The 19,561-nt window shown below is 36.0% G+C and carries 16 protein-coding genes and 1 rRNA gene; 9 read left to right on the top strand and 8 right to left on the bottom strand.

All coding sequences use genetic code 11. The features are described from left to right. The 6 genes from AC23MB_RS10010 to AC23MB_RS10035 form a co-directional block, all read right to left on the bottom strand. A 16S ribosomal RNA gene (locus tag AC23MB_RS10010) occupies positions 1-656 on the bottom strand; the annotation flags it as partial. Between the two features lie 1,064 nt (positions 657-1,720). After that, the gene (locus tag AC23MB_RS10015) at positions 1,721-2,620 is read right to left on the bottom strand and encodes an MBL fold metallo-hydrolase (RefSeq protein WP_313029528.1); all 900 of its coding nucleotides are present in this window, start codon (positions 2,618-2,620) and stop codon (positions 1,721-1,723) included. A gap of 71 nt (positions 2,621-2,691) precedes the next feature. Then, positions 2,692-5,265, bottom strand: a complete 2,574-nt coding sequence (gene topA, locus AC23MB_RS10020; protein WP_487787170.1) for a type I DNA topoisomerase — start codon at positions 5,263-5,265, stop codon at positions 2,692-2,694. 52 nt (positions 5,266-5,317) lie between these two features. Next, positions 5,318-6,469, bottom strand: a complete 1,152-nt coding sequence (locus AC23MB_RS10025) for a hypothetical protein (protein ID WP_487787171.1) — start codon at positions 6,467-6,469, stop codon at positions 5,318-5,320. 9 nt (positions 6,470-6,478) lie between these two features. Beyond that, positions 6,479-7,615, bottom strand: a complete 1,137-nt coding sequence (locus tag AC23MB_RS10030) for an EpsG family protein (RefSeq protein WP_313216072.1) — start codon at positions 7,613-7,615, stop codon at positions 6,479-6,481. Between the two features lie 4 nt (positions 7,616-7,619). Continuing rightward, positions 7,620-8,630 (bottom strand): hypothetical protein, encoded by a 1,011-nt coding sequence (locus AC23MB_RS10035; RefSeq protein WP_487787172.1) that lies wholly within the window; start codon positions 8,628-8,630, stop codon positions 7,620-7,622. Between the two features lie 254 nt (positions 8,631-8,884). On the opposite strand from AC23MB_RS10035, the gene ileS reads away from it, so the two are divergent. From ileS to trpS, 8 genes are all read left to right on the top strand, one after another. Continuing rightward, positions 8,885-12,361, top strand: a complete 3,477-nt coding sequence (gene ileS / locus AC23MB_RS10040) for an isoleucine--tRNA ligase (RefSeq protein WP_487787173.1) — start codon at positions 8,885-8,887, stop codon at positions 12,359-12,361. 98 nt (positions 12,362-12,459) lie between these two features. Beyond that, on the top strand, positions 12,460-12,840 hold the full coding sequence (locus AC23MB_RS10045) for a TraR/DksA family transcriptional regulator (protein ID WP_312321976.1): 381 nt from the start codon (positions 12,460-12,462) through the stop codon (positions 12,838-12,840). A gap of 97 nt (positions 12,841-12,937) precedes the next feature. Beyond that, the gene (locus tag AC23MB_RS10050; protein ID WP_312321975.1) at positions 12,938-13,180 is read left to right on the top strand and encodes a DUF6576 domain-containing protein; all 243 of its coding nucleotides are present in this window, start codon (positions 12,938-12,940) and stop codon (positions 13,178-13,180) included. A 10-nt stretch (positions 13,181-13,190) separates the two neighbouring features. Beyond that, entirely contained in the window at positions 13,191-13,382 is a 192-nt protein-coding gene (locus tag AC23MB_RS10055) for a DUF2683 family protein (RefSeq protein WP_312321974.1), read from the top strand. Beyond that, positions 13,382-14,026: a lipoprotein signal peptidase gene (locus AC23MB_RS10060; RefSeq protein ID WP_312321972.1), complete on the top strand. Its 645-nt coding sequence runs from the start codon at positions 13,382-13,384 to the stop codon at positions 14,024-14,026. The genes AC23MB_RS10055 and AC23MB_RS10060 overlap by 1 nt, the downstream gene beginning before the upstream one ends. A 69-nt stretch (positions 14,027-14,095) precedes the next feature. After that, positions 14,096-14,737, top strand: a complete 642-nt coding sequence (locus tag AC23MB_RS10065; protein WP_487787174.1) for a SanA/YdcF family protein — start codon at positions 14,096-14,098, stop codon at positions 14,735-14,737. Positions 14,738-15,411: 674 nt separating this feature from the next. Next, positions 15,412-15,531, top strand: coding sequence for a LytTR family transcriptional regulator DNA-binding domain-containing protein (locus AC23MB_RS10070; RefSeq protein ID WP_487787218.1), 120 nt, complete (start codon positions 15,412-15,414; stop codon positions 15,529-15,531). A 344-nt stretch (positions 15,532-15,875) separates the two neighbouring features. Further along, positions 15,876-16,844 carry a tryptophan--tRNA ligase gene (gene trpS, locus AC23MB_RS10075; protein ID WP_487787175.1) on the top strand — a complete coding sequence of 323 codons (969 nt, stop codon included), beginning with the start codon at positions 15,876-15,878 and terminating at the stop codon, positions 16,842-16,844. A gap of 96 nt (positions 16,845-16,940) precedes the next feature. On the opposite strand, the gene AC23MB_RS10080 is transcribed toward trpS, so the two are convergent. After that, complete coding sequence (locus AC23MB_RS10080; protein ID WP_487787176.1) at positions 16,941-17,237, bottom strand: GNAT family N-acetyltransferase; 297 nt, start codon at positions 17,235-17,237, stop codon at positions 16,941-16,943. Between the two features lie 191 nt (positions 17,238-17,428). After that, positions 17,429-18,640 carry a type IX secretion system plug protein gene (locus tag AC23MB_RS10085; protein ID WP_487787177.1) on the bottom strand — a complete coding sequence of 404 codons (1,212 nt, stop codon included), beginning with the start codon at positions 18,638-18,640 and terminating at the stop codon, positions 17,429-17,431. 59 nt (positions 18,641-18,699) lie between these two features. Between AC23MB_RS10085 and AC23MB_RS10090 the strand changes: the two genes are divergently transcribed. Then, positions 18,700-19,338 (top strand): MBL fold metallo-hydrolase, encoded by a 639-nt coding sequence (locus tag AC23MB_RS10090; RefSeq protein ID WP_487787178.1) that lies wholly within the window; start codon positions 18,700-18,702, stop codon positions 19,336-19,338. The last annotated feature ends 223 nt before the right edge of the window (positions 19,339-19,561 follow it).

Here is a 19,561-nt window from a genome sequence, read left to right on the forward strand (position 1 = left end):
CTTCTAATTTACTCAAGACTTGCAGTATCAATGGCAGTTCGACAGTTGAGCTGCCGGATTTCACCACTGACTTACAAGCCCGCCTACGGACCCTTTAAACCCAATAAATCCGGATAACGCTTGCACCCTCCGTATTACCGCGGCTGCTGGCACGGAGTTAGCCGGTGCTTATTCATATAGTACCTTCAGCTACTCTCACGAGAGTAGGTTTATCCCTATATAAAAGAAGTTTACAATCCATAGAACCGTCGTCCTTCACGCGGGATGGCTGGATCAGGCGCTAACCCATTGTCCAATATTCCTCACTGCTGCCTCCCGTAGGAGTCTGGTCCGTGTCTCAGTACCAGTGTGGGGGATCACCCTCTCAGGCCCCCTAAAGATCATCGGCTTGGTAGGCCGTTACCCTACCAACTACCTAATCTTGCGCGTGCCCATCCTTATCCGATAAATCTTTCAATATTAACTGATGCCAGCCAATATATTATAGAGTATTAATCTTCCTTTCGAAAGGCTATCCTCTTGATAAGGGCAGGTTGCACACGTGTTACGCACCCGTACGCCGCTCTCAATCTTCCGAAGAAAATCTACCGCTCAGCTTGCATGTGTTAGGCCTCCCGCTAGCGTTCATCCTGAGCCAGGATCAAACTCTCCATTGTAATGTTTGTTTAATCCTTAAACTCTTGCTCAATTTAAAATTGACGCTTTGGTTTTTTTTCCTTACTTGGTTGTTATATTATTTATGTCAATGATCTCTTTTCTGTTCGCTTCCTCGGCTTCTCTAAATTCTGTCATCTGTCTGCCGATTTGCGAGTGCAAAAGTAATTAAAATTTCTAATACCCGCAAATGTTTTTTAATGTTTTTTTTCAAACACTCTAAAAACATCCTTCCGAATATTAAAGCTTATTTCTAAATAGCTCCTGCGCTGCTTGTCATTTCTGATTTGCGAGTGCAAAACTAAAAACTTTTTCCGAATCTCACAAATGTTTTTTCAAGTTTTTTTCCGTAACCCGAATTCACATTGTAGTGTATTCTTTTTATTTGTTTATAGTAACTTCTGCGCTGCTAACCACTTCTGATTTGCGAGTGCAAAAGTAGTTTCTTTAACCCTACCAATCCAAACTTTTTGTAAACTATTTCTTAATTTAATCTTAACTCACTTGTTATCAAATGAGTTTATTTTTCGTTTCATGTTTATTTTGTTTTAAGTTTAATTAAAATAGGGAACGTGAATTTCGGATCTGCCTTTATACTTAATAATCAAAAGAGATTTTATCACAAAGCGAAACTAAGGTTTTTAATTATCACTACTATTTTAAGGAAACCAAAGGCGCAAAGCTTAGTTACGTAATACAAAGTTTATTTGAAGTGGCGAGTTAACCACAAAAGAAAACATAAGATTTAACAACAACTTGTTTCTTATAATGCAAAACATAATTCATAATTCATAATTCATAATTCATAATTCATAATTCATAATTCTAAATTAAAAATCGGAAATCTAAAATTGAAAATCGTAAATCTTACTATTATCCTCCAACCGCAATAGGGATGGAAGCGGCATCCTTGGAGCGGAGCGAGGCGACGGTGTTACTGCGCGACGAAGGAGCAGCGTAACATAGACGGCCGAGCGAAGCTCACAAGATACAGCGGACAGCCCGACCGAGCTAGTAAGGACTTCAGAAAGGCGCGAGGATTGCCCGAAATAGAAAAAATAAAAATTTAAATTCTGCCTTGTTGCTTCAGCTTCCAATAGCGCAAAAGTCCAGAAACAGACATCCAACTTGGGTTCGCATATTCGTAAACTTGGATTTCTTCGGAAGACAATCCTTTTTTGCAAAGTTGATTTTGTGTATAGTCCATAAACTTTGGGGTAATTTCGTCAGGTGAAGTTCCGTTTTCGAAATAAGGTTTTATCCAATTTGCCCAATCATCCAAAATCGCCCGAAGCTCTTGCGTATGTTGTTTGGTGTTTTCTTGACGTCCAAAATGCGTAAGATAAAAAGCTTCTGCATTTTCGGCATCGAGTTTATCTAAAGACTGTTTCCAAAGCTCAATGTTGATGTCTGGCGGCGGACAAGGCGGAACGACAGGATGATTTCCGATTTTGACACCTCCCACATCGCCCGTGAAAATAACATTCCCAAGCCTATACGCATTGTGATGAATGGCGTGGCCAGGTGTGTAAATGGTTTTAAATTCGTGTTCTCCTATTTTAATAATATCATTATCGTCAACTTGAACAAGATTTTCTTCGGCAATCGGTTCCATTTTTCCCCAAAGTCGATCCATATCGTCGCCATAAATCATCTTGGCAGAATTCCATAACTTTTCTGGATTGAGCATGTGCAAATAGCCTTTCGGATGAACATAAATCTTCGCGCCCGCTTTCGCAAACTTCCAAGCGGCGCCCGCATGATCAAAATGAATATGCGTCAACAAAACGTGCTTAACATCATTAATATTGAAACCCGCTTTTTCGATAGCTGATTTTAAACGCTCGTAAGTGGATTCGGGACCCGACTCGATAAGAATTAAACCATCTTGACTTTCGATAAAAAAAGAACCAATCGCATGTGGCGTATTGAGAAATTGTAAATCGAGGATTTTGATATCTGACATAATTGAATTATTTTGGACACTCCAATTTACCAATAAAAAAGCCATCTACAAAACTTGCAGATGGCTTTTCTTTATTTTTTCGGACTCGCCTTTTTGGTTGTCGTCGTTTTCTTTGCTGTGGTTGTTTTTTTGGCAGCGGTCTTTTTAGCTGGAGCTTTCTTCTTAGTTTCAAAAGCTTTCGGATCTTGCTCTTTAATCCAAGCTTTCACCGTTTCCAAATCCATTTGTTTCAATTCTTCGGCATCGTATTTTTCACCGTCTGCTCTTTTCGGAATTTTAAGATTCGTTTTTCCGAATTTGATAAAAGGTCCCCAACGTCCATTTTCCAAAGCTATTTTTTCATCTTCCCATTGTTGAATGTAACGATTAGCTTCTTTTTCTAGTTTAGCATCGATTAACTCAACAATATCCGATTGCGAAAGATTATTAAAATCGTACTTTTTAGGAACATTCACATAAATCGATTTGTATTTAATGAACGGTCCAAAACGCCCAGTTCCTTTCGTTACCGGCTCGCCTTTATAGCTTGCAATTGGCGCATCGGCTTTTTGCTTTTCTTTGATAATTTCTTCGGCACGATCTTGATCAACCGATAATGGATCTTCACCTTTCGGAATCGAAATATAAGTTTCGCCCCATTTCACATACGGTCCAAAACGTCCAACACCAATCGCAACGGTCCGACCTTCATATTCATTTAATTCAAATGGAAGCTTGAACAATTCTAAAGCTTCTTCCAATGAAATTGTTGCAATATTTTGGCCACTCAACAACGAAGCAAAAATTGGTTTCTCTTCATCGTCTTGTTCTCCAATCTGAATCATCGGTCCAAAGCGTCCAATTCTCGCATGAACTTGTTTTCCCGATTTTGGATCAATACCCAAAATACGTTCTCCGGTTGCACGTTCCGCATTTTCTTCAACATCTTCAATTCTTGGATGGAATTTGGAATAGAAATCCGTCATCATTTTTTTCCAATCTTCAGAACCATCAGCAATTTCGTCAAAACTTCCTTCAACACGCGCCGTAAAGCCGTAATCTAAAATCTCTTGGAAATTGTCAATCAAGAAATCGTTAACAACTTCGCCGATGTCTGTTGGGACAAATTTATTTTTGTCGCCACCAAACTTTTCGTCCAGAACTTCTTTTTTGATCGCTCCTTTCGTTAGCGAAATACGAACAACTTCTCGCGTTTGCGGTTCAATCTCGCGTTTATCAACATATTCACGATTTTGAATTGTCTGAATTGTTGGCGCATACGTCGATGGACGACCAATCCCCAATTCCTCAAGTTTTCTAACCAAACCTGCTTCCGTATAACGTGCACTTGGCTTGGTGAATTTTTCTGAAGCTGTAATTTTTTTATAATCTAAAACTTCACCGATTTTAACTTTCGGAAGTAGCTTTTCGTTGTTTTCCTCATCGTCTTCCTCAGTTTTTACTATTCCGTAAGCTTTAAGGAAACCATCAAAAACAATAACTTCTCCTTGCGCTTCAAAATGCTGTGGCAAACTTGGATTTCCGATTTCGATAACGGTTTTTTCAATTTTAGCATTCGACATTTGCGACGCTAACGTTCGACGGTAAATCAATTGATACAATTTGCTCAATTGCGCATCACCAATTGTTTTAACACCAAAATCCGTTGGACGAATCGCCTCGTGCGCTTCTTGTGCAGACGCAGATTTGGTTGTATAATTTCTTGGTTGAGAATAATCTGCTCCGTATTCTGAAAGAATTTGCGCTTTCGCACCATTAATCGCTTCCTGAGATAAATTCACGGAATCTGTTCTCATATACGTGATGAAACCTTCTTCGTAAAGACGCTGCGCCAAACGCATCGTCGTGGTCACATTGTAACCCAAACGCGAAGACGCCTCTTGCTGCAAAGTCGAAGTCGTAAACGGTGCCGACGCAGAACGCGTTCCTGGCTTTGTCTCAACATTAAGAACTTTGAACTCTGTATTTTTTGCTTGTTCTAAAAAGTTTTCCGCATCGGATTCTTTATTAAAATCTTTTTTGAGTTTTGCAGCGATATCTTGTTTTTGATCATTTAGAAAAACTGCGTCCACTTTGAAACTTGCAGTAGGCTTAAAGCTTCTAATTTCTTTTTCTCTTTCTACGACAAGTCTAACGGCAACCGATTGAACTCTACCTGCAGAGAGCCCTGGTTTTACTTTTTTCCATAGTACGGGTGACATTTCAAAACCTACAATTCTGTCCAAAACACGTCTTGCTTGTTGTGCATTGACTAGATTTTGATCGATATCGCGAGGATTTTCGATTGCTTTTAGAATCGCATTTTTAGTAATCTCGTGGAAAACAATACGTTTTCTGTTGTCGGGTTTTAATTTCAGTTCTTCCGCCAAATGCCAAGCAATAGCTTCTCCTTCGCGGTCTTCATCGGATGCGAGCCAAACCATCTCGGCTTTTTTGACAGCTGCCTTCAACTCGGCAACCAATTTCTTTTTATCGGCAGAAACCTCATAATCTGGCGTGAAAGACGTCAGGTCGATTCCCATGCCTTTTTTCGGCAAATCCCTTATGTGACCGAAGCTAGACTTCACTTCGAAATCCTTCCCCAAGTACTTTTGGATGGTTTTTGCTTTTGCTGGTGACTCAACGATAACTAGATTTTTGGACATTCTGAAATTTTTTGCAAAAGTAGAAGTTTTTTATTAAATGAGATTTATTGTTTTAAATCATTTTATGAATCAGTTCAAAAGGAACAAAGAAAACCCGATACAACAAGCCTTCGAAAGTGAATCCTTTTCCTGACATTTCTACTCTATAAATAAGTGATATAAAAATAATTACAAAAGTAATAAGATCTATTTTATTAAGTTGAATTGGCGAATATTCCCAGATCGTTTTAGTTGGTTTAATTAAAACTGGAAACATGATAATAAGGAACATCATGTGGATATACATCCAGCGTCCCCAATCAATCGCTAAAACAAATAATGGCAGCGAAAATAGAAATGCTCCTAAAATCATCCACCCGACAATTTTACTGATTTTTTCAGTTTTTAAATAAAAAATAACATGAAAAACGCTAATAGCTACACTCAAAAAATACCAACGATAATCATCGAATGCGTTTTTAATATATTCTCTTTCATCAATATCCCAAAAGAAAATCCCTCGTGTGAAAACAACGCCGCGTTCTTTAAGAATTGCGAGCGAATGTCCTTCGTTGATTTCTTTTCCGAAAAGAACAATTAGAACTGCAGGTATAAAAACCGCAGCAAAGTATTTAAGATAGCGTTTTAATTCAAATTTTCTTTCTTTTAGATATAATGCGATTATAAAATAAGGAACAAAAAATAGCGCTATTTCGTGCAAAAACATGGTGATAAAAAGTCCGAGAACTATTATCCATTCTTTCGTTTTTGTGAGCTTATTATTGATTAACCAAAAAACTAACAACGCAAAAAGTAAGAATATAATAAACTCCTTTTTTCCGGCATAATCAACACAATTGAAAAGTCCAACGAATCCCACAGAAGAAAGCATTAGTGAGATATATCGCAAATCGAGTTTCCTATTTTTTATGATTTTAAAGTAAATTAAAAAGAAACTAACAATAATCGTTAACTGAAATCCAAAAACTAAATAGTTAAGCGGAAAACTTGTTAAGTCTTGCAATAAAAAGAAAAAACTTCCTGAAAGACCTCGTCTCTTAAATCCGCCATCTTGATAGTTAATCAACCAATCTCCAAGAATATAGCCGTCCGACTTTTTGTTGTGAAGAAACGTAAAAACTAATGTGTAAACCGCGGTCGCAATCGTTATAAGATATGCGATAAGTTTTAAGTTTAGTTTACTTAGAAATTTATGGAGCTTCATATCGTACAGTTATGGAAGAATCCAGTTTTTATATTTTTCAATTGTAAACCTTCCTTTACTAATGTTGTTAAATGATGAGAATACTAAAAAGTTAAAAATCGCAAGACACATGATAAACAGATGTATCAATCTTTTAGTTCCTTCATTAACCACATACATAGCATTTGGAATTATTAGATAAGAAACCCCAACAAATACCCCAGCTAATCTTGACGAAAAGATTGGATTATTTCTGAATATAAAATAGGAACAAATCGCTATCAATGCATACCATCTATGATATTCATAATAAGGGTACTTCTTTTTCATTGGCGTATCAAAAGCGAATAGAAAAAAGGTAACAATGGTCATCATAAGTTCGGGTAACCCAAACTCACCTCGTTGTCGTACGATAGTTTCGTTCATATAGCCGTTAAACCCCACGGAAACTGTTGCGTCAGCGGTCAAGTTTTCTAACCAGCTACCAAATATCCTATATACCTCAAATGGGGATGCAATTAAAGAACCTATTATCAGTAAAAACATCATGATTTTATTAAGCGGAATACGAACAATCCAATACATTGGTAAAAGTATATAACAAACACTATGCATTCCGCCTGCAATGTGAATAAACAGCAAATACATCCAAACTCTACGCTCCTTAATGTATCGCATTGCAAAATAAGCAATAAAAGATCCTAAATTTTGTCTAATCTGCCCGCTCTCACCAACGAAAAACCCCGGAATAAAAAATATCAACAAAAATGTAAAAGGATACATCGTGTTTTCCTCTACAAATTTGTTTTTAAATGTTACTGCAAGGGCTGCAACAACAAAGGTTAACATATAAAAAGGAAAGTTAAACATCTTCACCACTTTATTAATGAAGACAAAACCCCATTCCAATTCAACAGGATTAGGAGGTGTCAATCCTAAGGATTTTAGAAAAATACTCCAATAATCTTTTGTTTCCGACCAGTAATATATCCCTAAATAGCTTCCAAAGTCGGCACCTACATTATCTCTAAAACCAGCAAGAATAATAAAATAAAACCCTAAATAATAAAGATATTTTCTATTAATCTTCCCAGAATAGGCTTCATAAAAACTGCAGATCATCATGATAACCATTGCAACGATAAAGTAAGGGTGTAGTATATTCATATCGTTAAATAGTTAATGTCAAATCAGATTTAGAATTAATCGCAAAAATTACTACGATAATCAATATCGGCAAAAACAGTCTTGTTTCCCAAAACAACCCTACCAATACTACCATGAGCAGATAAGGTATAGAGAAAATTAAAAAATTAAAAAACACATTTCTGCGCTCTTTTATGTCAACAAATTTATTCAGAAGCCAAACCCCAACAAGTCCATATAACAATCCCAACAGATTAAAAGGACTCGTGAAATTTTGTTTTAAATAAACTCCTTCAAAAAATGTTGTTTCTTGTTTGATAATCATTGTTCTGAGTAAAACATAAGGAATTATAAACGAGAAAACCAAAATCAACACGTTGACAATCAAACTTTTATTCAGAGTTTTTAACTTCTTAAAATCTACAAATAATGCAGCAAAAAAAGCAATATTAAGACAAGCTGTTTCTCTAACAAATGTCGACACAAAAATCACAATAGCCGTCAAAATAACATACAAAGACTTCTGCTGCTCTTTAAACTTCAAACTAAAATACACACCTACAAGGAAAAACGCTAACGCAATAGAATCGCCATTAGTAGGCACATACTGCGTCATACAGGTTAAGAAAACAGCGATAATAAAAAGCAGCAAATTCTTCTGACTTTTAAAACCCGATCCTTCACTTACAACATTAATAATGCGTTCGAGAACAATAAAAGAAATTACAAAAAACAAGGCATTGGTCAAAAAAATACTATGATAATATATGCTCCCGTTTTTTACTAGAATAGGCTTAACAACCATTAAATAATTTTCCACAACAAAGTGAAGAACATTATTCATCGCAACACTTACATAATTTGGAATAATTCGATAAGCGTACACCGACGAAAATATAAAATCTGGTGGCTGCTCGAGATGTTTTATTTTAACATAGGACGATTCGAAACCGTAATATGTCATAAACAACAATAAAAAAGGAAAAACTATTACAATCAAGAAATAATTCAGGCTTCCTTTCAGTAGATTTGACATGGATATTCAATATTTTTTCTCTTTACGTTAGACCGCAAAGATTCTCATTTGTTCATTTTTATAATTGCAAAAATATAAGAATTTAAGATACAAACTTTTGTAACATCATTGCTTTTTTAATCTTTCTTAAAATATTTGATATTAAATTCATGTTTCAACACCATATTTCTCACCGTGCAGACCATTATTTTTTGCTATATTTTTACTAAATTCGCAAACTTAATTATTTAGTATAAAAGAACTTGAGACTGAAAATGAGTCAATTTAAAGAATATAAAAACCTAAACCTTAGCCAAGTTGCAGAAAATGTTGCTGCGAACTGGAAGGAAAACGACACTTTCAAAAAATCGGTGGAAATCCGCGAAGGGCATCCAGAATTCGTGTTTTACGAAGGACCGCCATCTGCAAACGGACTTCCGGGCATCCACCACGTCATGGCGAGAGCGATTAAGGATATTTTTTGTCGTTTCCAAACGCAGAACGGAAAGCAAGTTTTCCGTAAAGCTGGCTGGGACACTCACGGACTTCCTGTGGAATTAGGCGTTGAGAAAGAACTGGGCATCACCAAAGAAGATATCGGAAAGAAGATTTCTATCGAAGAATATAACCAAGCTTGCCGCAATGCGGTAATGCGCTACACGGATATTTGGAACGATCTTACCGAAAAAATCGGTTACTGGGTAGATTTGGAAGATCCGTACATTACATACGAACCAAAATACATGGAATCGGTGTGGTGGTTGTTGAAAAAATTGTATGATAAAAATTTGTTGTACAAAGGTTACACCATTCAGCCGTATTCGCCGAAAGCAGGAACTGGGCTTTCTTCACACGAATTGAATCAGCCAGGGACTTATCGCGATATTTCGGATACAACGGTTGTGGCTCAATTTAAAGTTAAAAAACTTTCTGAAAAAGTTGCCTCAAAAATCAAAGGTCTTTCTTCAATTGAAGCTTGCGATATTGCAGAAAACACTTGTGGTGGCGCTTTGCATTGGGCAGAATTTGACAATGAAAAAGAGCAGCCAATTCACATTTTGGCTTGGACGACAACACCTTGGACTTTGCCTTCTAACACGGCGTTAACGGTTGGTCCAAACATCGATTATGTTTTAATTAAAACTTTTAATCAATATACGTTCGAACCGATTAACATTATCTTGGCGAAAGCTTTGGTAGCAAAACAATTCGGGAAGAAATTCGTGGAAGGAACTAACGAAGATTTCGCTAATTACACGGCGGAATCCAAAACAATTCCTTACCAAATTTTAGCAGAATTCAAAGGTTTGGATTTGGTTGGAACAACTTATGAGCAATTGGTTCCATGGTTTTTACCAGCTGAAAATCCAGAAAAAGCATTTGTAGTAATTCCTGGAGATTTCGTGACAACGGAAGACGGAACGGGAGTTGTGCACACGGCGCCAACTTTTGGTGCAGATGATGCGAAAGTTGCTAAAGACGCTGGTGTTCCACCAATGTTGGTGAAAGACGAAAACGACAATTTGGTTCCATTGGTGGATTTGCAAGGTCGTTTCATTAAAGGTGAAAATGTTCCTGAATTATTTTCAGGAAAATATATTAAAAACGAATATTACGACGACGGAAAAGCACCTGAGAAATCTTGGGATGTGGAATTAGCGATTTTGCTAAAGACCGAAAACAAAGCCTTCAAAGTTGAAAAATATGTCCATAGTTATCCGCATTGTTGGAGAACCGACAAACCGGTTTTGTATTATCCGTTGGATTCTTGGTTCGTGAAAATGTCTTCCGTTAAAAATCGGTTGGTTGAACTGAACGAAACCATCAATTGGAAGCCTAAATCTACTGGTGAAGGACGTTTTGCGAATTGGTTAGAAAATGTAAACGACTGGAATCTTTCCCGTTCAAGATATTGGGGAATTCCGTTGCCGATTTGGAGAACGGAAGATTTAAAAGAAGAAATCATCATAGGTTCAGTTGAAGAATTGTATAATGAAATCGAAAAATCAATTGCTGCAGGTTTGATGACGGAGAATCCTTTCAAAGGTTTTGAAATCGGAAATATGGCGAAAGAAAACTACGAAATCATCGACCTTCACAAAAATGTGGTGGACAAAATCGTTTTGGTTTCAGCATCAGGAAAAGCAATGAAGCGTGAAAGTGACCTAATCGACGTTTGGTTCGATTCGGGAGCAATGCCTTATGCACAATTGCATTATCCGTTCGAGAACAAAGCAATGATTGACGACAAAAAAGCTTATCCAGCAGATTTTATCGCGGAAGGTGTTGATCAAACTCGTGGTTGGTTCTACACGTTGCATGCGATTGCGACGACGGTTTTCGATTCTGTGGCGTATAAAAATGTGGTTTCTAACGGTTTGGTTTTAGACAAAAACGGACAAAAAATGTCTAAACGTCTAGGAAATGCCGTTGATCCTTTCGAAACGCTTTCTGTTTACGGTCCCGATGCGACGCGTTGGTACATGATTTCGAATGCGAATCCTTGGGAAAACCTGAAATTCGACATTGAAGGAATTGATGAAGTTCGTAGAAAATTCTTCGGAACGCTTTACAACACGTATTCTTTCTTTGCTTTATATGCAAATGTTGATGGATTTAATTATTCTGAAAAAGATGTTGAAAACAGACCAGAAATCGACCGTTGGATTTTATCAGAATTAAATCTTTTAATTAAAGATGTAAAAGCATTCTACGAAGATTACGAACCAACAAAAGTGGCAAGAGCTATCAATACTTTTGTGAATGATAATTTATCGAACTGGTATGTAAGATTATGTAGAAGACGTTTCTGGAAAGGCGATTACAGCGATGATAAAATTTCAGCTTACCAAACTTTATACACTTGTTTGGATACGATTGCAAAACTTTCGGCTCCAATTGCGCCGTTCTTTATGGATCAATTGTACCAAGATTTGAATGCGGTAACAGAAAAAACAAATGGCGAATCTGTGCATTTAACGGACTTCCCCGTTGCTGGTGAAAGTTTAATAGATACCGATTTGGTTGAAAAAACGCATTTAGCGCAACAAATCACATCGATGGTATTTTCTTTAAGAAAGAAAGAAAACCAAAAAGTTCGTCAACCACTTCAAAAAGTGATGATTCCAGTTTTGGATGCAAAAACAGAAGCTCAAATTAATGCTGTTGCTGAATTAATTAAGCAAGAAGTGAACGTAAAAGAACTTAAATTAATTAATGCAGAGGAAGCATCTCATTTAATTGTAAAACAAATCAAACCGAACTTTAAAACCTTAGGTTCGAAGTTAGGAAAAGATATGAAAGCGGTTGCAGGAGAAATTTCTGCTTTCACAAGTGAGCAAATTGCAGATCTTGAAAAAACAGGAAAAGCTACAGTTTCTGGACACGAAATCACGATTGATGATGTTGAAATTTTCACATCAGATATCCCAGGTTGGACGGTAGCAAGTGAAGGAAAAATCACTGTGGCATTAGATTTGACGTTAACGGACGAGTTGAAATCGGAAGGAATTGCTAGAGAATTCATCAATCGCGTTCAAAACCTTAGAAAAGACAAAGATTTTGAGCTAACGGATAGAATTAACATTTTTATAGAAAACGATAATCCTTTCTTAGCTGACATCGAAAGAAATAAAGCTTATATTTCTGAAGAAGTTTTAGCAAATAATATTGTTACAGAAGCGATTTCTGAAAACTTCAAAGAGATTGAGATAGATGAAGTGAAATTTAAAATAAAGGTAGAAAAAGTTTAAAAATTGTTAATATTGCTTGTTTTTTTGTAACAGTTTTATAAATATTTTTTACTATCTTTAATTAATATAAAAAAACCAAATTATTTAAAGTTATGAACATGGCAGAAGAGAAATTACGATATAGTGACGCCGACTTACAAGAATTTAAACAACTGATTCAAGATAAAATAGATAAAGCTGAAAAAGATTTAAGTCTTATTAAAGAAAGTTTTATTAACGATCAAAATAACGGAACGGACGATACGTCACCAACCTTCAAAGCTTTTGAGGAGGGTGCTGAGACGCTAAGCAAAGAGCAAAATGCGTTGTTGGCAGGAAGACAAGAGAAGTTTATCCGTGATCTGAAAAATGCGTTAATCAGAATACAAAACAAAACCTACGGGATTTGTCGTGTGACAGGAAAGTTAATCTCAAAAGAAAGACTAAAAGCTGTACCACACGCAACTTTGAGTATTGAAGCTAAAAATATGCAACGTTAATTCAAAAACATTTGAGATTGTATAAACGATTATTTTCTTTAATTAAGTAATAATACAGGTTTACAAGAAATTGTAAACCTTTTTTGGTTATAAAGTCATGACATTAGTTATCATCTTTCTTATTATTATCCTTATTTTTGCGTTTGTTTTTAAAGACAAGTTTAGCGCTTCAATTTCTAAACCAGAAGAAAAGTACATGAGCATCGATGACCGTTTTAATAATGATAAACGTGAACGCGAAAAAGAAATTGACCAACTGCTAAGCAAAATTGGCGAAAACGGAATAGACGATTTAAGTCCTAGAGAACGAAAAAGACTAGACGAATTATCAAAAAAATAAATCCTAAATAATGGAATCTATAATAGTACACACAAAAAATGCTATGGAGTTAGCGGCTCTTAAAAGTGTTTTGAAAGACATGAATATCGAGTTTGAAAAATTTCATACAAGAAATCATTTTCACAATCAAAAAACTGTGAAGAAAATCAACGAAAAAAAAGAGCAAAAAATCAATAGACCTAACAAGCCAAAAGGACAATAATGAAGAAGATTGCATTAATCACTTTATTAATTTTAATAATCGACCAAGCTTCAAAAATCTACATCAAAACGCATTTCCATCTTGGCGAAAGTGTGGAAGTCTTTGGACTTAGCTGGTTCCGATTGACTTTTGTAGAGAATCCGGGCATGGCTTATGGTCTTCATTTCGGAGGACTTTGGGGAAAATATACTTTGATCTTGTTAAGACTTTTCTTAGCTGGCGGAATGATTTTCCTTTTCAGAAAATGGTTAAAAGAAGGTGCGTCCAATTACCTCATCATTCCGATGGCAATGATTTTTGCAGGTGCAATTGGTAACGTTATCGATGGGATGTTTTATGGGATGATTTTCGATTCTGGAACGATGTATGAAGAAAGTATTGGCCGTTGGATAGACTATGACAGCGTATCAAAACTAACGCCTTTCGGTGATGGTTATTCGTACTTTATGCGTGGTTGCGTGGTTGACATGCTACATTTCCCATTGGTGGATACGACCTGGCCAGATTGGGTCCCTATATTTGGCGGTAAACAGATTGAGTTTTTCAAATATATCTTTAATGTAGCAGATTCTGCGATTACAGTTGGCGCTTTGTTCCTTTATATATTTAGAAAGAAAGCTTTCCCAAATGGTTTAGATTTTTAAATTAAAATTTTTGAAAAGCAATAAATAAATCTTATTTTTAAAATTCGATTAAATGATACGAGTTTTAAAATGAAAATTTTCAAGAAAATATTAAATACAGGACTGATACTCATCGTAGTATCGGCCCTTTTTGTTTGGTGGTCCAACACAACGATAGAAAGCGATACCGAAGCTTTTAACTCATTTAATATTAATGATATTCCGAAGGAGAAAGTTGGTATCGTGCTTGGCACTGGGAAAACGCTAGCGAATGGTCAACCAAATCTTTATTTTAATTATAGGATCGACGCTGCTGCAGAATTACACAAGGCAGGAAAAGTCCAATATTTCATCGTAAGTGGTGACAATTCTAAAAAAAACTACAACGAACCTGAAGACATGAAGTTTGCTTTAATGGAAAAAGGCGTTCCCGAAAATCATATTTTTGAAGACTTTGCTGGCTTTCGAACTTTGGATTCTGTAGTTAGAGCAAAAGAAATTTTTGGTCAAAAAGAACTCGTTATCATTTCGCAAAAATTCCATAATCAACGTGCGGTTTTTCTAGCGCAACAAAACGGAATGACGGCTTATGCTTACAACGCAAAAGATGTCAACAAAGCAATGGGCTTCAAAACCAATCTTCGAGAAAAGTTCGCGAGAGCCAAAGTCTATTGGGATATGTTCTTTGGTGTGGAACCTAAATTCGGTGGCGAGAAGATTCAGATTCCGTAATTTACCATTCGACATTTCAAAATTACCGTTTATCATTTATAACTTTAATTGCTGATCATGTGATATTATATTTGTTTTAGAAAAAACTCAAATACCAACAAAATTTTTTTCTATTAAAAACACCCTCAAAAAACCTGGTTTTTATCCAAAAAAGTCGTGGTTATGTATTATTGCGAAGGTGCTTTTATTCTTTGTTTTATTTATTCTAAGCGATGTTATCATTGCACTTTGTCTTAGTTTTATAAATCGTCTTTTTTAAAATAAGTAGATGTGAAAATGCTTATCAACTGGAAAATCCAATTTTTTACTGTGATGTTTATTTTTTTGCACGTGCTTTTTCTCGCTCTCGTTTGATCAAGTTGTCACAGCCGCAAATATGAATAACAATAATCTAACAATCTACTTTTTATTAAAATGGCTTTCTTATGCTTTTCTATTACAATTACGCTACTTCTACACATACTTTTTCAAATTGTGTTATGGCCAATACCAGAGTATTTTGTATACTTTACTGGTATTAGATCTTTACAATCTAAAAGAAACCAATTAGAATTAACAGAAAGACAATTGGTTAATTATATGTTTTTTCTATTCATGTCTTTTAACTGGCTTGCTTTTATATATGCTTTGAAAATTTATAAAAACAATCAGAAAGAATTGTAGCAAAATTTGCCATCGAAGACTATTTCCCAGCCCATCGTAACAAAATAATCAATGTAAGTTTTATCCAAAAGATTGCGCCTTGGTTCAGCGGAAATCTCATGGTAAAACTTCCTAACAGCACAGATCTCTAAATATCGCCCCGACAAGTGGTCATTTTTAAAGAAACTTTCGGAACTTAGAAACCGCGTCTAATTAATACGCTTTGTCATATCAACAAAACATCTGTTAACATTAAAAAAAACTTTTAGAATCCTGAAAAAAGTTTTCTATTTATCAAATCATCATCTGGTCCAATGTAATTTTAACTTCACTTATTATATTAAAAAGAATGTTTAGTCTTACAAAACCAGACAAAACGCCTACTCAAAAATTAGAAAGCCAACGCACTGACTAATCTTTTATGCAAAGTCAGAAGGTCAAGAAATTGGTCAACAACACAATCTTTTGTATTTTTGCTATTAAATAGAACACTATTATGGCAAGAGTCTTAACCGGCATCCAAGCGACCGGAACCCCACATTTGGGAAATCTTTTAGGAGCGATTATTCCTGCAATCGAATTATCAAAAAAAGCAGAGAACGAATCATTTTTATTCATTGCAAATCTTCATACTTTAACCCTGATTAAAGATGCAGCAGCTCTGAAACAAAACACCTATGAGATTGCTGCAACTTGGCTTGCTTGTGGACTAGACACAGAAAAGACGCATTTTTACCGCCAAAGCGACATCCCAGAAACTTGTGAATTGACTTGGTATTTGGATTGTTTTTTTCCGTTCCAAAGATTGCAATTGGCACATTCTTTCAAAGATAAATCGGATCGATTGGCGGATGTTAATGTTGGCCTATTCAATTATCCCATTTTGATGGCTGCAGATATTTTGTTGTACGACGCTGAGATTGTTCCGGTAGGAAAAGATCAACTTCAACACCTTGAAATTACAAGAGACGTTGCAGAAAAATTCAATCGTCAAATGGGCGAAGTTTTTGTTTTGCCGTCCGCTGAGTTACAAGAAAACACAAAGTATGTCCCAGGAACCGACGGTCGCAAAATGTCAAAATCAATTGGCAACATCATCAACATCTTCTTACCAGAAAAAGAATTGAAAAAACAAGTGATGTCCATCGAAACAGATTCTAAATCTTTGGAAGAACCAAAAGATCCTGAAACGGATAAAGTATTCGCGATCTACCAACTGATTGCAACACAAGAACAAACCGAAGAACTTAGAGCTAAATATCTGGCTGGGAACTTCGGATATGGCCATGCAAAAACAGAATTGCTAAATCTTATCTTAACACGTTTCGAAAAAGAGAGAGAAACCTTCAACTATTATATGTCGCACCTTGATGAGCTAGAATCGAAATTGCAAGAAGGTGCTGCCAAAACACGTCCAATTGCACAACAAACTTTAGAAAAAGCGAGAAAAAGTCTAGGACTATAAAGCTTTATAAAAACAAAAAATCGGCGGAATTTATTTCGCCGATTTTTATTTGTGCTAAATCTAAAATCCTTGATTTTATATTTTTTGAAAGTCTAATTAAGATTTCAGTAAAATGTCTTGTACGTCATCCATACGAGACATCACGGTTCTTGCGTATGAGCAATGTGGATAGACTTTCCAATGCTTATCTCGAGCAAAATCGATGGCTTCTTTCACGATTAATTTGCCAAGTTCTTGTCCCTCAAATTTTGGATAAATGTTGACAAACGAAATGACATATCGATTATCTTCTGGTATTATCGTGTAGGTTAATCTTCCCACTTCTTCGCTGTCATTGTGCATTGTCATAAATCCGCCGTTGCCAGATTGGTTGTTTTGGTATGTGTAATTCATAATCTTTTTATTTTTAAATGAAATTTCAAATATTATTCCAAATTAGGCAACTGCGGGACGCGATAGGGATAAGAGTGAAAATCCTTTTGTGAGGTGCTGAGCGCAGCGAAATGCACCTCGCAAAAGATAGCAGCGGATAGCCCGACCCGAAAGCTTGGGAAAAAGCGAAGGCTCGGGAATCGCCCAAAATACTATCTAACTGGCGTTCTCAATTCGCCGTAACCTAGTAATCCATCATAGTTGCGACCAAATGGCGTGTAATATAATAAGGACTGATAAAGATTTTCTGTTTGCCAAAAATTACCGTTTATTTCTCCAAAATTGAGACTTCCATCCTCGTTTTTAGTAGCGAGCATATAATTGTAAAAACCTTGTTTTAGGTAGATTTTTGCAACATACATTTTGTTGGCTTCGTCATAACTCATCAAGCTATTTTCGTCGGCTTTGTAATCGTTAAACTGTCCAAGAACGTAGATGTTTTTGTTCATTTTTAAACTTTCTAAAGCGAAATGAACCATAGAATAATCGGCTTCTTTGTTGGCGTCACGTTCGATGCCTAGGTCGTTTCGACGGAAATAATAAGCACCGTTAACGTCGCCATAAGCTTGGTAAGTCTCGGGATACGCCCAAACTGGGAACAGGAAAGTTTGGTTTTGACCATTTTCTGAGCCGACATTGGCAACCATGTCGTAAGCCTGATTGAGGATTTTGTTATCGAAATAATAAAATTCGCTATTACCTGGAAATGCTAAACCAAGTTGTTGAAACAACATTTTGTTACCCAAAGTCGACGTCGGACGTTGGTTAGTAATCATCGTATTCCAGTTGTTATTTTGCATCAACGACATCGAAATCGAATTGATGTTATTGGTAACGCTTGTCCCACTACCAACCGCCTGCACCTCTATACGTTGACGCAAGTCTGGCTTTTTGGCATCTTGATACCTTGACATTTGCAAACCCACATTAGCCGCTTCTTCATAAATTGCAAATCTTTTTTTGAAAAGTGGTTTGTCCGCAGAATCTTTATAAACGATAATCTCGTAATTACCAGAGATCTTTGGAGTGATTTTTTCGTTCGGGAACGTCAATTGATAATGTGTATAAGCCTGAGTTGTATTAAACGAATACTGAAAATTATCGATCAATGCATTGAGACTTCCGTTAGCATATTCTGTAAAGAAAAGTCCATCATCTTGCCAATTTCGGTCATAATGTTTAATGGTATATCGATAAATTTGGCTGCTATTGGTTAAATCATCAAACCTTAAAATAAGTTGTTGGTTGAAACTAATAATCGGCGTCTCGTCATTAGTTTGTGGATTAAACAATTGTACACCAGCAATTTTCTGAGCCTGCAAAAGGCTTGTCATTAAAAGAAAAACAAAACTTAACTTCTTCATATCACGAAGATAAGAAAATTAGATTCGATTTGGTATTTTTGTAATATTAAGAAATACCTATGTTACACATCAAGACTTTTGCATTTAATCCGTTTTCGGAAAATACATACATTATCTACAACGACAACAAAGAAGCTTTTATCATCGATCCAGGAAATTTCCAAATCCACGAGACGCAACAGATTGAATCTTTCTTGGACGACAACCAACTAAAAGTTAAAAACATTTTGTTGACGCATGCGCATATTGACCATGTTTTGGGACTTCAGTGGGCTTATGACAAATATGATGTTCCTGTATTGTTACACCTTAATGATAAAGAATTATTGGACAGAGCGCCAATGAGCGCGATGCAATTTGGATTTGCTTTTACGCCTTTTGTTGGAAATTTAGAATTTCTGAACGAAGGCGATGTTATCAAACTTGGCGATGAAGAATTTAAAATTTTGTTTGTACCAGGCCATTCACCAGGAAGTATTGCTTTCTATAACGAGAAAGAAGGCTTTGTAATTTCGGGCGATGTTTTATTCTACGGAAGTATTGGCAGAACGGATCTTTACAAAGCGAGTTACGAACAACTTATCGACAGTATCAAAACAAAGTTATTAGTTCTGAATCCCGACACCAAAGTCTACAGCGGACACGGCGATCCAACAACGATCGGTTTCGAAAAGGATTTTAATCCTTTCTTGAAGTAAACTTCATTTAAAAATTTCACAAAGCAATTTAAGATTTTGAAAAAATAGTAAAACTGATGTTTTTGGTAATGTGGTCAAAAATAGTTGGTGTTTTTTCACAAAATATTTTGTAATATACTGAGATTGATTGGAAGAGGAAATGAGCTCTGCTGAGGAGCAACTTATTAGCAATACAATCAATGCTGTAAACAATAGTTTAGAAGGGTGGCTTTTGCCATCCTTC

The sequence above is a fragment of the Soonwooa sp. T0.1_25 genome, assembly GCF_057652215.1.